The 15,320-nt window shown below is 35.7% G+C and carries 17 protein-coding genes; 9 read left to right on the forward strand and 8 right to left on the reverse strand.

All coding sequences use genetic code 11. The annotated features are described in order from the left end of the window. Nucleotides 1-144: 144 nt before the first annotated feature. Nucleotides 145-525 carry a hypothetical protein gene (locus ACXVYO_RS07050; protein WP_458466451.1) on the forward strand — a complete coding sequence of 127 codons (381 nt, stop codon included), beginning with the start codon at nucleotides 145-147 and terminating at the stop codon, nucleotides 523-525. 76 nt (nucleotides 526-601) lie between these two features. Continuing rightward, on the forward strand, nucleotides 602-841 hold the full coding sequence (locus ACXVYO_RS07055; RefSeq protein WP_458466452.1) for a DUF3923 family protein: 240 nt from the start codon (nucleotides 602-604) through the stop codon (nucleotides 839-841). Between the two features lie 119 nt (nucleotides 842-960). Here the strand turns inward: ACXVYO_RS07055 and ACXVYO_RS07060 are convergent, their stop codons facing one another. From ACXVYO_RS07060 to ACXVYO_RS07075, 4 genes are all read right to left on the reverse strand, one after another. Beyond that, nucleotides 961-1,509 carry a DUF2179 domain-containing protein gene (locus ACXVYO_RS07060; RefSeq protein WP_002172712.1) on the reverse strand — a complete coding sequence of 183 codons (549 nt, stop codon included), beginning with the start codon at nucleotides 1,507-1,509 and terminating at the stop codon, nucleotides 961-963. Nucleotides 1,510-1,709: 200 nt separating this feature from the next. After that, nucleotides 1,710-2,123, reverse strand: a complete 414-nt coding sequence (locus ACXVYO_RS07065) for an ATP synthase subunit I (protein ID WP_046957915.1) — start codon at nucleotides 2,121-2,123, stop codon at nucleotides 1,710-1,712. A gap of 50 nt (nucleotides 2,124-2,173) precedes the next feature. Continuing rightward, nucleotides 2,174-3,502 (reverse strand): hemolysin family protein, encoded by a 1,329-nt coding sequence (locus ACXVYO_RS07070; RefSeq protein ID WP_458466453.1) that lies wholly within the window; start codon nucleotides 3,500-3,502, stop codon nucleotides 2,174-2,176. Between the two features lie 121 nt (nucleotides 3,503-3,623). Next, on the reverse strand, nucleotides 3,624-4,031 hold the full coding sequence (locus ACXVYO_RS07075) for a MerR family transcriptional regulator (RefSeq protein WP_087958918.1): 408 nt from the start codon (nucleotides 4,029-4,031) through the stop codon (nucleotides 3,624-3,626). Between the two features lie 357 nt (nucleotides 4,032-4,388). Between ACXVYO_RS07075 and ACXVYO_RS07080 the strand changes: the two genes are divergently transcribed. From ACXVYO_RS07080 to ACXVYO_RS07100, 5 genes are all read left to right on the forward strand, one after another. Continuing rightward, nucleotides 4,389-5,102: a glycosyltransferase family 2 protein gene (locus tag ACXVYO_RS07080; RefSeq protein ID WP_458466454.1), complete on the forward strand. Its 714-nt coding sequence runs from the start codon at nucleotides 4,389-4,391 to the stop codon at nucleotides 5,100-5,102. A gap of 114 nt (nucleotides 5,103-5,216) precedes the next feature. After that, entirely contained in the window at nucleotides 5,217-5,984 is a 768-nt protein-coding gene (rfbF, locus tag ACXVYO_RS07085) for a glucose-1-phosphate cytidylyltransferase (protein WP_458466455.1), read from the forward strand. Between the two features lies 1 nt (nucleotide 5,985). Continuing rightward, on the forward strand, nucleotides 5,986-7,041 hold the full coding sequence (gene rfbG, locus ACXVYO_RS07090) for a CDP-glucose 4,6-dehydratase (RefSeq protein WP_458466456.1): 1,056 nt from the start codon (nucleotides 5,986-5,988) through the stop codon (nucleotides 7,039-7,041). A gap of 13 nt (nucleotides 7,042-7,054) precedes the next feature. Further along, nucleotides 7,055-8,278, forward strand: coding sequence for a methyltransferase domain-containing protein (locus tag ACXVYO_RS07095; protein ID WP_458466457.1), 1,224 nt, complete (start codon nucleotides 7,055-7,057; stop codon nucleotides 8,276-8,278). After that, nucleotides 8,275-9,198, forward strand: coding sequence for an NAD-dependent epimerase/dehydratase family protein (locus ACXVYO_RS07100; RefSeq protein WP_458466458.1), 924 nt, complete (start codon nucleotides 8,275-8,277; stop codon nucleotides 9,196-9,198). Before ACXVYO_RS07095 ends, ACXVYO_RS07100 begins: the two co-directional genes overlap by 4 nt. Here ACXVYO_RS07100 and ACXVYO_RS07105 read toward each other — a convergent pair. Next, nucleotides 9,167-9,952 (reverse strand): glycosyltransferase family 2 protein, encoded by a 786-nt coding sequence (locus ACXVYO_RS07105; protein ID WP_458466704.1) that lies wholly within the window; start codon nucleotides 9,950-9,952, stop codon nucleotides 9,167-9,169. The two genes, ACXVYO_RS07100 and ACXVYO_RS07105, sit on opposite strands and share 32 nt — an antisense overlap. Nucleotides 9,953-10,278: 326 nt before the next feature. Here ACXVYO_RS07105 and ACXVYO_RS07110 point away from each other — a divergent pair, with 326 nt between their 5' ends. Then, on the forward strand, nucleotides 10,279-11,163 hold the full coding sequence (locus ACXVYO_RS07110; protein ID WP_458466459.1) for a DMT family transporter: 885 nt from the start codon (nucleotides 10,279-10,281) through the stop codon (nucleotides 11,161-11,163). Between the two features lie 42 nt (nucleotides 11,164-11,205). Here ACXVYO_RS07110 and ACXVYO_RS07115 read toward each other — a convergent pair whose 3' ends face one another. Further along, nucleotides 11,206-12,027, reverse strand: a complete 822-nt coding sequence (locus tag ACXVYO_RS07115; protein ID WP_458466460.1) for a pentapeptide repeat-containing protein — start codon at nucleotides 12,025-12,027, stop codon at nucleotides 11,206-11,208. Nucleotides 12,028-12,222: 195 nt separating this feature from the next. Between ACXVYO_RS07115 and ACXVYO_RS07120 the strand changes: the two genes are divergently transcribed. Then, entirely contained in the window at nucleotides 12,223-12,399 is a 177-nt protein-coding gene (locus ACXVYO_RS07120; protein WP_060487780.1) for a DUF1272 domain-containing protein, read from the forward strand. 143 nt (nucleotides 12,400-12,542) lie between these two features. Here ACXVYO_RS07120 and ACXVYO_RS07125 read toward each other — a convergent pair whose 3' ends face one another. Together ACXVYO_RS07125 and gntK are read right to left on the reverse strand one after the other, a co-directional pair. Next, entirely contained in the window at nucleotides 12,543-13,601 is a 1,059-nt protein-coding gene (locus tag ACXVYO_RS07125) for a lactonase family protein (RefSeq protein ID WP_458466705.1), read from the reverse strand. Nucleotides 13,602-13,735: 134 nt separating this feature from the next. Next, on the reverse strand, nucleotides 13,736-15,277 hold the full coding sequence (gene gntK / locus ACXVYO_RS07130) for a gluconokinase (RefSeq protein ID WP_458466706.1): 1,542 nt from the start codon (nucleotides 15,275-15,277) through the stop codon (nucleotides 13,736-13,738). Nucleotides 15,278-15,320: the final 43 nt, after the last annotated feature.

Genomic DNA, 15,320 nt, shown 5'->3' on the forward strand with positions numbered 1-15,320 from the left:
TCAATCTCCCTTAAATTGGATATACAGCCTGTTTAACTTTACATATTATGGTATAATCAAAAAGAATGTTAACTAAACATCTACATAAAACACTAGCAGTCTAGTATTACCAAAATCAAAAATCACTTGAAATTGGGGGATGTTATGAAAAAGAAATTAATGGTTCTGCTATTCACCGCAATCATATTATCCGGATGTTCAACTATAGTAGAAAATTCTTTAGAAACCGGAAACGGCAGTATTGAATTATTAACACCGACGATTACAACAAAAGATAATGAATTAGAAATTAAGACCGAGGGCATTGATGAAAATAAAGTGACTTTTATTTATGTTGCCAATACAAAAGTATTCGAACAAAAAATAAAGAATGGTGAATCCTACAAACTTGATATTACAGGTATCAAGGATGCTCATCGGACAGACTACAAGCCACGAGTTCAACTTTTACAGAATGAAGATGATGATAAAGATGGAGAAATGGTAACCTTTAAACAAGTTAGATATACCGTTAAAAAAAATTAATTTAATATTCATTTCATTATAAATATAACGAACGAAAATATACTTTTAACAGAGGAGAAATGTAAGGGGTGTTAACATGAAAAAACAATGGATTTCTTGGTGGATTGGTAACCTATTTTGGATTATCATTTTTGGAATATGGGCTGCTATTATATGGATACGAGATGTTGATGGTGCTGGTGTTACTCAAACACCTGAACTTAAATCCATATCACTTATCGTTTTATTAATCACTTTTATCATACCTGTATTTATTCAAGTTATATGGCTAATCATTAATTTGAGAATGAGTAGAAAAAATAATTATACGATTTAGTTTTTCAATTAACAGATACATTTTTTGTATAAAAAAGAGAGGAATCTATATCAAATAGATTCCTCTCTTTTACATATCGGCTTATACTGCACTTTTAATGCAGCACTACTCCCTCGTCTTTACGATGCATGATGATCTTTCTTCTTCATTAATGCTCTCTTCTTCATTGCCTTCGTTAAATATCCGCCTTTAAATGAGCGTATTTCATAAGAAGACATAAACGCTTTCGGTGCAATTTCATTAATAATTTCTAACAGTTCTTTTTCTCTAGAACGCTTTGCAACGATATCTAAGCGATAGCGGATTGAATTAATACCTTCACCTTCAAATACTGTAACGCCAAATCCAGAGTGACGTAATTCATCTACTAATTCATTACAACGGTCTAGTAAACTAACTTGATACGTAATATAACCAATTGCTAATTTATTCTCTATATACCCGCCTAATAATAGTCCTGTACTAAAGCCAATGACATAGGCAACGATGTTCATCCAATTTGATAAATCTTGAAACACAATACCTAAACTGACAATGTAAATAGCTCCTTCTAACAATCCAACACCAGCAGCGGATCTTGTTTGATTCTTTACAAGCAAAATCGTACGGATTGTCAAAATTGGAACGTAAATAATTTGAAGCACAAAAATAAGTAACGCTTGTAACATTGGTATCCACCTCTTTCAAAAAGTCTTTTGTCATAATAACATACATAACCTTTAGAAATCGATGGGTTTTTAAATTTTTTCACATTATTTTTCATACTATTGAAAAACGTAAAAAAGAAGCGTATTATATTTGTCGCAAATTTGATTCCTTTCATTAGCTCGCTTAAATACAAAAAAGGAACCCCATTAGGCCCCTTTCATCATAGCTCTATGTTTTTCGAAGCATGTTCCCTTTGCTTCTCTTCCTCTTTCACTAACTGCATATTCGCATAAGCTAAATTTGCAATCATTAAAAAGTGACCACCTAAAATGCCTGTACCAAATGCCCACATTTCCATTTCATGCTCAATTTCATACATGATAATGGCCCCTAAAATGGCTGCTGCAAATCGGTTTAAAACTCCTAATCCAGGAGCCTTTTCTTTCATTACGATACTTTTCCCCAGTTTCTCCACTCTGCGAGCTAATAACCAAAGACAATATGCACTTACAGCTAACCCGATACCAAACCCTGTTACTTGTTTTCCAAACGGAGTAATCGTCCACATAAGTAGTAAACCACTAAAGATCGCATACAATTGTAATCGATATACACGTAAGGCTGCTTGAATCAAAATATCCGCTCCTAATTTTGCATTTTATACTTTAGAAGAAAAGCAGCAACTTACACAGTTGCTGCTTTCTCTTCTTCTTGCTCTTGTTCCATCTTACGAATTTCAACACGTTTAATTTGGTAAGCGTCTTTTTCTAACACTTTAAATTCATAGCCTTCTGCCTCAACATGTTGTCCTTCTTCAATTTCATGATTTTGCATCATGATCCAACCACCGATTGTATCCACATCGTCTTCTTCAATGTGCAATCCAAATAAATCTTTCACTTCTGAGATAAGCACTTTTCCATCAACAATGATATGTTGCTCATTTACATGTTGAATTGGTGGTGCTTCATCTTCATCATATTCGTCACGAATTTCGCCGACGATTTCCTCCAAGATGTCCTCAAGCGTTACAATTCCAGCTGTTCCTCCGTACTCATCATATAAAACAGCCATCGGAATTCGCTTCTTCTGCATTTGAAGTAATAAATCGTGAATTGGAGTTGTTTCCATCACTTCAATAATCGGACGCATATACGAGCGAATAGATGATAAATCTTTTTGATCCTCGGTCATATATCGAATAAAGAAATCTTTTACATTGACCATACCGATAATATCATCTTTATCTTCTCCAAAAATCGGATAACGTGTGTATCGCTCATTTTGGATTACTTTCATGTGTTCTTCTACTGAATCTTCCAGGTAGAAACCAACGATTTCTGTTCGCGGTACCATAATCTCTTTTGCAATACGATTATCAAATTCAAAAATGTTATTTACATACTTGTATTCAGCTTGATTAATTTCGCCACTTTCATAACTCTCTGAAAGGATAAGACGTAATTCTTCTTCTGTATGAGCTACTTCATGTTCTGAAGCTGGTTTTAAACCGAACAAGCCAGTTACAACACGAGCTGAACCGTTTAATACCCAAATAAATGGATACATGATCTTATAGAACATCATTAACGGTGTTGCCAATAACAACGTTACTTTTTCAGCCTTTTGAATTGCCATCGTTTTCGGAGCTAATTCCCCTACTACAACGTGTAAATACGTCATTAACATAAAAGCAAGACCAAATGTTAATACTGATGAAATAGAAGGATTTAAGTTCCATTTCTCAAATAACGGATGTAATAACTTTTCGATTGTCGGTTCACCTAACCAACCTAATCCCATAGCTGTAACTGTAATACCTAATTGACAAGCAGATAAATATTCATCTAAATTTGTTGTTACTTTTTTCGCTGCTAAAGCACCGCGTTTTCCTTCCGCAACAAGCTGATCAATACGACTTGAACGTATTTTTACAATCGCAAACTCTGCTGCTACGAAAAATCCAGTAAATGCGATTAAAATCGCAACCATGACTAAATTAAATATTTCCAATGAATCCCCTTAGTTTAAAAAACTAAGGTGTCCACCTCCTGTATACTATAATGTTTTCTTATTTGTTTCTTAGAAAACATAGCCCGATACAAAAATTAAAGAGGTCGGATTTCACTTTTTTCTATAATAATAGAGCAAGTGTCTGTATTAAAGCTGTCGTTTGACCAGATAAAGATTTCGATATTTTTTCACGTTGTGAATCAGTCAATCCATCTAATAACGGCTTTAACTCCGTTAATTCTGCTTCTAATCGATGAATATGGTCTGTCACTTCATTCACATGTTTCGAAACGTGTTCATTGATACCGAGCAGCTTCTTCTTCTCCTCGATTTTCTCTTTAATCTCACAAAGCGGCATATGCATTTCTTTGCACTTCTCAATAAATTGTAATGTCTCAAATGCTGTTTCGTCGTAATAGCGATAATTAGATTGAGATCGCTCCGCTTTTAAGATTCCTAGATTCGTATAATAATCAATCGTTCGTTTCGACACGTGAGCCATGAGAGCCAACTGTCCGATTCGATACACCTTCCCAACGATCTTCCCCCCTTGTTTATATTACTACCATCATACAATACATAAACTGTACAGTCAAACGTGACGGTTTCTTTTTCATAATTTATACAAAATTCCACATGCCATCTAAGTATGTAGTATATTCACACTCTATAACTCTATCTATATAGTTAGATTACTGTTTTTCCGATATGCCCATACCAAAATGTAAAAATGGAATCACACGTTTCTTTCAACCTTACTTAATGTAAAACATATGATGATAATATTGAAATAAAATCATCATTTATGTAATTGGAGGAGATTAAAATCACCAGGACAATTATCTCTCACTTTTATAATGAGGAATATTTATTACCATGGTGGCTTATGCATCATACAAAAATATTTGATCACGGCATATTAATTAATAGAGGTTCTACAGATCGTTCTGTTGAAATTTGCAAATTATTTGCTCCCCACTGGGAAGTTCGAAATTCAAGATTCCTTGATTTCGATCCCACTAATACTGATATTGAGGTGATGGAAATTGAAAGAGAAGTTTCAGGTTGGAAAATGGTATTAAATACTACGGAATTTCTTTATTGTAACAATGTAGAAGAATTTTTCTCATCACTTCATACGTTAGAACAAAATATGTATGCGATTAGAATGATTGTCATGATTGATAAGCATAATTACAATTATTCAAAACTAAGATATTCTATTCCATTAGTAGAGCAACGATACCATGGTCTTTTTCCTTACAAACCAGAAATCGGATGTGCCTGGAGATTTATACACAACCATCTTGACGGCGCATATTTACCTGGTAGACATTTTACGCAGCACCAACATATTGTTTATAACTCCCCTTCATCCATTTTTAAATTTTATTTTAGCCCTTGGAACGAACATACAAAGGCAAGAAAATTACAAATTACACCTACCCTCTCAAAAGAGGCCGTTCAAATGGGACTTCAAACACATTATGGTCAGTCCTCTGAAGAACTCGAAATTCGATTTTTACTGTTAACTAAGACGACACAAGATCTACGTAATCACCCCGAGTATCAACAACTATTCCCTAAATTCAAACCTTAATATTTCTCATCCTATCATGTACCACACATTTTTACGCACTTAGCTGAAAACCAAACCATTTGTATTTCATATGAATACTGTATATATTATAAATTTTTATTTTAGGAGGAAAAAATGAAAGCTGTTATTCTTGCAGGTGGATACGGAACAAGGATTGGGGAAGAAACACATTTAAAACCAAAACCTATGATTGAAATTGGAACAAAGCCTATTCTATGGCACATTATGAGTTTGTATAGCCATTACGGCATTACTGAGTTTATTATTTGCTTAGGCTATAAAGGATATGCAATTAAAGAATTCTTTCTAAATTACAACTTACACATGTCAGATTTCACAATACATTTAAGCGACAATACAATTACTAGTCATTCTCATCGTATTGAACCGTGGAAAGTTACACTGATCGATACCGGTCTAAATACTGAAACAGGTGGACGGATTAAAAAAATACAAAATTACGTCGGGGACGAACCTTTTTGCCTTACTTATGGTGATGGATTAAGCAATGTAAATATACAAGATCTTATTGCATTTCATAAAAAACATGGAAAAATAGCTACTGTTACAACCGTACAACCTCCTGGTAGATTTGGTTCTCTTGTCTTAGATAAACAGTCTGTCACATCTTTTCAAGAGAAGCCATTAGGTGATGGTGGGTGGGTTAACGGTGGATTTTTCATTTTAAATCCTGATGTTTTCAATTACATCAGTGGAGATAAGTCAGTTTTTGAAACAGACACTTTAGTTCAGTTAGTAAACAAAAACGAATTAGCCGCATATCAACATACTGATTTTTGGCATCCTATGGATACATTGCGCGATAAAAATAAATTAGTCGAGCTATGGGAAAATAATAACGCTCCGTGGAAGGTTTGGTAATATGGCTTCATCATCTTTTTGGAATAAGAAAAAAGTATTTATTACAGGACATACCGGCTTTAAAGGCTCATGGCTCACTCTTTTTTTAACTTCATTAGGTGCAGAAATAATCGGATACTCTTCTCAGCCTCCATCCATCCCTAACCTTTTTGAACAAGGTAACGTAGCAAAAGATTGTATAACCATTAATGGCGACATTACAGATTACGATCCTTTATTCCGTGCCCTGAAACAACATAACCCGGACATACTTTTTCATTTAGCAGCCCAGCCGATTGTCACCATTTCATACAAAAATCCTATCGAAACATTTAAAACAAATGTTTTAGGTACTGTCCACGTATTAGAAGCTGCAAAACAGATAGACAGTATACGTAGTATCATTAATGTTACAAGTGATAAATGCTATGAAAATGACGGGAGCGGTAACCAGGCATTCGTGGAAACTGACCGGTTAGGTGGTTTCGACCCTTATAGCGCTAGTAAAGCGTGTGCTGAACTAGTTGCAACATCCTATCAAAAATCATTCTTCCGCACTAACACTCAGAAACTTGCCTCAGTAAGAGCAGGTAACGTCATCGGCGGCGGTGATTGGGCAAAAGACCGATTATTCCCAGATGTCATTCGTGCGTATTTACAAGATGGTACGTTAAATATTAGAAACAAACACGCTATTCGCCCGTGGCAACACGTATTAGATCCTTTACATGGATATATCCTTTTAGCTGAAAAGCTTTGGAAAAACGCTGAATATGCAACAGCGTGGAATTTCGGTCCGATGAATGAACCTAACAGAACCGTTCATGATGTCATTCAATCAATAATGAAATTATGGAATCAACCACTAACCATCCTTTCTCCTCATACAAACACTCCTTATGAATCACCTATCTTAACACTCGATAGTACAAAAGCAATAAATAAACTCGGTTGGACACCTAAGTTATCAACAGACCATTCTATCGCTTGGACCGTTGATTGGTACAAAAAATATGCATCTGGTGAAAATATGGAATCTTTCACGCGACAACAAATCGATGCATTCAAAAATTTATAAGGGGGGCTATAAAATGGAACAGAAAAAATGCCGTTTTTGCCACTCATTACTAACAAATACTTTTTTAGATTTAGGAGTTTCCCCTCTCGCTAACTCATTTGTAGCTCCTGAAAACTCATATAAATTGGAGCCATTTTATCCGCTGCACACATTTGTTTGTAACTCTTGTTTGCTTGTACAATTAGATGAATTTGAATCTCCGCACAATATTTTTCATGACTATTTATACTTCAGTTCTTACTCATCAAGCTGGCTACTACACGCTAAGCAATATGTAGAAATGGCAATTAAGCGTTTTAACTTAACAAACCATTCGAAAGTGATTGAAATCGCAAGTAACGACGGGTATTTATTACAATATTTTCAAAAAGAAAATATCGAGACGTTAGGAATTGAACCAGCAAAAAATGTAGCGGAAATCGCTATCCAAAAAGGAATCCCTACTGAAGTGAATTTTTTCAGCAATGACTTAGCAAAAAGGTTACCTCAAGCAGATTTAATCGTCGCAAATAACGTATTAGCACACGTTCCGAACTTACATGATTTTGTCGCAGGTTTAAAAACGTTATTAAAACAAGATGGCACGATAACAATTGAATTCCCGCACTTATTAAATCTCATATCATTTAAACAGTTTGATACTATATACCATGAGCATTTCTCCTATTTCTCACTTATAAGTCTTCAAAAAGTTTTAGCTCATCATCATTTACAAATTGTCGATGTAGAAGAGCTTGCAACGCACGGTGGTTCCTTGCGTATTTTTGTAAACCATCACAGTAATTCATCCACAATCCATTCCACTGTTACAAATATAATCCAAAAAGAAATAGATCACGGGCTAAATACATTAGATTGCTATCTCCTTTTCTCTAAACACATCGAACAATTGAAAATAAATATTTTAAAATTTTTTATCGAAGCGAAAGCTTTAAACAAACAAATTATCGGTTATGGTGCTCCCGCTAAAGGAAACACCCTTTTAAATTATTGCGGGATTGGAAAAGAATTTCTAGCTTATACAGTAGATAAAAACCCTCACAAACAAAATCTTCTTCTACCAGGAACTCGTATTCCAATACAATCTCCAGAAAAAATTAAGCGTACAAAACCAGATTACATCCTCATTCTCCCTTGGAATTTAAAAGATGAAATTATGAAAGAATGCTCTTTCATTCGTGAATGGGGCGGCAAATTTTTAGTAACGATACCAGAAGTTGAGGTAATTGAGCCATGAAAAAAATCCTTATAACAGGCGGTAGTGGATGGATTGGTAAATATGTTGTAAATTCTCTTATACAAAAGGGCTATGAAGTGCACGCCACTTACAATACAAATAAACCCTCTCACCTTTCTTGTCATTGGCATAAAGTAAACTTACTTTGCGATGAAGAAGTAAAAAAACTCATTTACGACATGAAGCCTAGTCATCTCATTCATTTAGCTTGGGAAGCAGTGCCGCCAGCGTGTTATGTATCGATTCATAATTACTATTGGCTTACATCTAGCATCTCATTAATTCAACACTTCACAACATGCGGCGGAGAGCGCGTCGCTGTTGCAGGTACTGGCGCAGAATATGAATGGTATAACGGCGTACTATTTGAAGATTCACCGCTTCTTTCCTATAAAACCCCGTATTCATTATGTAAAAACGCACTACACTCCTGGCTACAATCATATGCTGAGCAAACAGGCCTCAGCATGTGTTGGGGCCGCATTTTTCATATGTATGGCCCTCACGAACAAGGGAATCGGCTCGTTTCTAACATTATCACTTCCTTATTAAAGAATGAGGAAGCACTATGTACACATGGAAAACAATCAAGAGATTTCCTCCATGTGAGTGACGTCGCTGATGCTCTCGTAACAATATTAGAACACGACGTTACAGGCACAATCAATATCGCTTCTGGTCAATCTGTACAAATTAAAGAATTAGCTTCTATCATTGCTAAAAAGATAGGAAAAGAACATTTAATTAAACTAGGCGCAATCCCTTTCTCTAAAAATGAACCTTTATTCGTCGGCGTTAATGTAGAACGTTTAAAAACTGAAGTAAACTGGAAACCAACATACGATCTAAATACAGGAATCGAAGAAACAATTTTATGGTGGGAATCATTTATAAAAAAACATAACGATACGCACCACTAAAACGTAAATCCTTCGTCCCTCTTGCTAAATCTTTATACCATTCTTCTAATTTTTCAGGTGTAATAATATGATGCGTTCCCATCCCACCATGCTTACTAGCTTCAGAAAGAGTCGGACCAATTTGTAACTTTCTCTTTCTCATCGCATCGTTCCACGGACTAAATCCAAACCATAATATACAAGCAAGTGGCGGATAAATCATAGATTCATGTGCAGATAAATGTCTTCCAACCGTATAACTTCCGTGTTCATGATTATGAATAAATCTACCTCTTCTCCATAACGGCCAATCTTCTGGTAAATAACCGTGAAATCGCTGTTTCATTAAAGGTATTCCAAAGTTAAGGTCTGGATAATTATAGTTAAGATCATCGACCATAATAAGCCCTTCCAGCCAATACATCCTCCCTCCCAATTCATTCAGTGATTTCCAAAACTGATTTTTATCTTGCACACAAAGAAACTCAGTCGTATTTAAAATCATTTTCCATCCTTCTACTTCTCGTTCTACCATCATTACTTCATGATCTGTCGCTAGCGCATCAAACTCTGGATTTGCAGAATCTCGTACTTCCCAGTGTGGTGCGAATTTTTTACAAATTTCAACCGAACGATCTGTTGAACCTTTATTAATTAAAATACCATGATCAAACAGTTTCGTATGATGAGCAAGCCACCACGGCAATAAATACTCTTCGTTATAAAAATGAGAAATAACGGTTGTAGTAATGTAAATCTCCTCCTCGTTCTCTATTAATCTACTTTTTCATCCTACTCTTACTATACTTATCAGTTATGTAATTGGTTTCTGTTATTTTAAAAATATGTTTTTCTACCATATACTATGCTTTCTTAAACAACCACCATTTTCTAAAGAAACACCTCCAATAAACTGAAAATTAAGTTATAATATCATTATAAAATATGAAGGAGGAATGCACTCATGTACTACAACACTTCATTCGAAAACGATCAACCTGTAGGCCGTCTATAAACTAAGGCGGGCATTTATAAAACATACACACTTTGCCTCGTCTTAGGGAACTCATAATACCCTAAAAATAGACGGAGGTACTTTACATGAAACAAACAATTTTAGGAGCTATATGTTTATCACTAGCAGCTAGTATATGGGGCGGTATGTATGTTGTTAGTAAATACGTACTCGACTTTATCCCACCACTGACACTCGTTTGGCTACGCTTTATTATCGCTTTTGTTGTTTTATATGCAATTTTGAAAATAGCTGAGAAAAAGCAAAAGAAGAAAGTAACCATTCGCAAAAAAGATTGGCTTTTATTCGCTTGGATTGGATTTATCGGATACTTCATTTCGATCACATGTCAATTTATCGGAACAAAATTATCTGACGCTCATACAGGCTCGTTAGTAACATCAGCTACACCTGCATTTATGGTTATATTTGCAGCGATTATTTTAAAAGAAAAACTAACCGCTCGTAGACTGCTATCTACTATCATAGCGACAATCGGTGTCATTATCGTAATCGGATGGGATATTGAAATTGGCTCCTATTTTATCGGTACAATCATATTAGTTGGAGCAGCTATTACGTGGGCTTTACTATCCATTTATGTAAAAATCGCTTCAACTCGATTTTCATCTTTAGTTATTACAACGTACGCCATTTTCTTTTCACTCTTTTTCATTACACCTTTTATGATATGGGAACTACAATCAACCTCTATCGAAACAGTAAATACGTACGTAATATTAGGCGTAGTTTACTTAGGAGTCGTCTCAACAGCAGGTGCCTTTTTCCTTTGGAATAAAGGATTAGAATTAATGGACGCAAGCATCGGTTCCTTATTTTTCTTCTTCCAACCTATCGTCGGATCATTGCTTGGTTGGCTCTTATTAAATGAAACATTAAATAGTAACTTTTTTATTGGTGGTATTCTTATTATATGTAGTGTTTTCATTACTACTTTTGAAAAGAAATAAAAAACAGGCAGAGATTTTTAATCTCTGCCTGTTCCATACTCTTTACGCACTCCAATGCGATGGACGGGACAACATTTTCGGTAATTTCGTATGTGTATCCCCTTTCGCCGCGTTAATTTGAACTTGCGTCAGAAAAATACTATTTGTAAAATCCGCCCCGCGAATATCTGCATCTCGCAAATCTGCTCCGATAAGATCTGCTCCTCTTAAGTTTGCTCCATTTAAGTTAGCCGCAATTAAGTATGCTCCTCTTAAATTCGCTCCTTGCAAATCTTTCTTCTTCAAATTTGCCCCCATAAGGTCTGCCCCGCGGTGACTCATTCGTTTCTTATGCGTGGCATTCATTTCCTTCCAAACTAGCTCACTCGTTTCTAAAAGTAACACATTTACTTCTGCACGGTGTAACGGAATATTTACTTTCATTAACTCATCCGCATGTAAATTTGAAAGACGCTCCGTCTCTTCAATTGCTTTACTTAGTTCTTTATGAATCGATTGTGTCGCCTGTAAAAGAATAGCCTCATTCAAATACCAAAGCATTTCATGAAGCTGATGCATAATCGGAAAAGCATCATACATTTTTCTCGCATGCTTAGCATCTTTCCGCCAATCAATCCCGTTAAACGTAACTTGCGAAATCTTCTGCCCAGCGCCGAAACATTCAAATACTGTACAACCTTTATAACCTTTTTCTCTAAGATTTTTATGTATGCTACATTTATAATCTGACTGTAAGTTAGAACATGGCTTCCCACCATCTTTATTCACCGCAAAATCTACCGATGCTGCGAACGGTAACGCCACGCAACATAGACCGAAGCATTTTTCGCAGTTTGCTTTTAAATGATCGTTATGATTAGTCAAAATATATACCCCCTGTTGTCTTTTGACTATTTCATAATATTCCAACTGCATGAAATAATCAATTTTAAAATAAAAGAGCCTCTTTCATTTCAAATCATAACTTTATCATGCAATTTCCTTTCAATTGAAAAAGACAGCTTCTATCAAATGAATTATAATTAAATTACAAATATTCAAATTAAAAGGAGACTTACTATGGCACTTGAAATGAAAACAAACTGTCAAATTTGCGATCAATCTCTCGAATCAAATTCCGAAGCTTACATTTGCGTGTATGAATGTACATTTTGTGCACCATGTACAGAAGAAAGACACAACGTTTGCCCAAACTGCGGCGGCGAATTAGTACGTAGACCGAAAAAGAAACAGTAAAAAGCAAAGCGATATCGCTTTGCTTTTTACTGTTTTTGGGGATTTGAAATTATATCAACGATTTTTTTAATATATCGACGTTTCGACAAAGGATATCGACTTACCGACAAATAACGACGTTTCTATATGCATTGAAACTCCAATTAAACGTTCAAAAACTTTACACAAACAGGCTCTGGTACAACAACATCAGACTGTAGCAGTGTTAATTTTCCTGTCGTTTCATTTCTTGAAAATAGCACAAGGTTATGTGACTTTTCATTTGTAGCAATAAGAAACTTTTCAGTCGGGTCTAATACAAAGTCCCTCGGCCAATTTCCTTCTGTAGATGTATGTGCAACAAATGTAAGCTGACCTGAATTTTGATCCACACTGAAAACAGCGATACTATTATGGCCGCGGTTCGCTGCATATACAAAACGGCCGTCAGAAGAAATATGAATCGCACTTCCTTGACTATTGTCATCAAATTCTTTCGGAACAGTAGAAATATACTGCAACTCTGTAAAGGACCCTTCTTCCGGATGATACGTTAACACAATGACTTCCGAACTAAGTTCAGTCATCACATAAGCGTACTTTCCGTTCGGGTGAAAAGCAATATGTCTCGGACCACTTCCTGGGTTCACAGACAAGCTATTCACTTCTTTTAACTTACTATCTTTTATTTCATACGTAAGTATTTTATCAATCCCTAAATCAACACCCACTACATATTTTTCATCAGGAGTATATCCCGCGTAATGTGCATGTGGTTTTTCTTGTCTTTCTTTATTCGGACCTGAACCTTCATGTGTAATAATAGAGGCAGCATTAACAGTCCCATTTTCCTCATCTACTACAAAAGACTCAATCGTTCCTTTATGGTAATTCGCTGTAACTACCGTACGATTTCCACTATCGACACTAATATGACAAGGAGAAGCCCCTTCTACTACCTGTCTGTTTTGTTCTGTTAACTCTCCAGTATGACTATGAATCGAATAAGCAGCTACACCACCAGATTCGCCTTCCTTAGCAACAGAATAGAGATATTCATTATTTTTGCTAATCGTTATATATGTAGGGTTATCCAGCTTAGCCGCAAGTGTTACATTACTAATTTTTTTTGCTTTCGTGTCTAACGTAAACTTATATATTCCTTCACTATTTTCTTTCGTGTACGTTCCAACATATCCAATAAACTCTTTGTTATCCGCCATTTTCATAACCCTCTCCCTATAGTTTTTGTTCATCATATTTTTTACAGAACAACCTTAAACTATTTTTTGAAAGAACATCTTAAAAAACTTGAGTACCTCTTTATACGTTACCATATTTTCCTGCCAAATAGCCTCTAAACCCACTTTTTTTGAAAAGCTGCTATACTTTCATATTCTTCTTCCAGATGACGGGCCAAACGAATATAGATCGGTGTTAATTCTTTATATTTCTCCACACTTTCCATGTTTGGCTCATGATAAAAGTTGGCACCTACCATTTCAGAAACTACGTGTAATGAGTCTACTTCACCTAAACTATATAACCCGAGAATTGCCGCTCCTAAGCAAGAGCTTTCGAAACTTTCCGGAACGTATACGTCTTGATGAAAAATATCTGCCATCATCTGTCTCCAAAGTTTCGATCTTGCAAAGCCACCTGTCGCTTGAATTTTTTTCGGTTCACCAATTAGCTCTTTTAAAGCAAGAAGAACTGTATACAAGTTATAAATGATTCCCTCTAAAACAGCACGGATAAGATGTTCTTTCTTATGATGTAGTCCAAGCCCAAAGAAAGACCCCCGTGCATTCGCATTCCATAAGGGAGCTCTTTCTCCTGCTAAATACGGATGAAATAATAAACCGTCAGATCCAGGATTCACTTTTGCTGCTATTTCCGTAAGCAATTCATAAGGACCTTTTCCTAAGCGCTCCCCTTGCTCAACTTCTAACGCACATAACTGGTCACGAACCCACCTAAAAATCATACCGCCATTATTCACCGGTCCACCAATTACCCAAAGTTCCTCAGTTAACGCGTAACAAAAAGTCCTACCCTTCGGATCCGTTACAGGCTGATTTGTGACAACTCGCACCGCACCGCTTGTACCAATTGTAATAGTAACTACTCCAGGTTCTATTGCATTTACACCTAAATTCGATAGTACCCCATCACTGGCACCGACTATAAAAGGAGTAGTAACAAGTACATTCATCTCTCTTGCAAGTTCTTCATGTATCCCTATTAAACTGTGCGTCGTTGGAACAACTGTAGATAGCTTTTCATCTGTAATTCCTGCAACACGCAAGGCCTCTTCATCCCATTTTAAAGATTTCAAATTGAACATTCCTGTCGCTGATGCAATAGAATAATCAATTACATATTCCTTAAATAACTTATAGAAAACATACTCTTTAATAGAGATGAATTTATAGCTTTTGGCAAACAGTTCAGCATGCTCATTTTTAAGCCAAACTAACTTTGAAATTGGTGACATAGGATGGATTGGTGTCCCAGTACGAAGGTAAATTTCATGACCATTCATATCATTTTTTATTTTTTCTGCCCAGCTCGCGCTTCTATTATCTGCCCAAGTGATACATCTCGTTAACGGCTTCCCTGCTTCGTCTACAGCAATGACACTATGCATGGCCGAACTAAAAGAAACACAAAGAATATCAACTGGCTGCACATTACTTGATTGTATAGTTTCTTTAATCGTATGTATAACCGCTTGAAAAATCTCTTCTGGATCTTGTTCTGCTGTTTCTGGCGTAGGAGAATATAAAGGATATTCAATTCCATGACTTGCAATAACAGATCCATCAATCGAAAACAAAACTGCTTTTGTACTAGTTGTTCCAATATCTACACCAATCATATATTTCGAACCCACTATGAAACCCCTTTCAAATTATTCCGATAACAAAAAAGACTCTCCC

Source organism: Bacillus sp. BC08 (assembly GCF_054326875.1).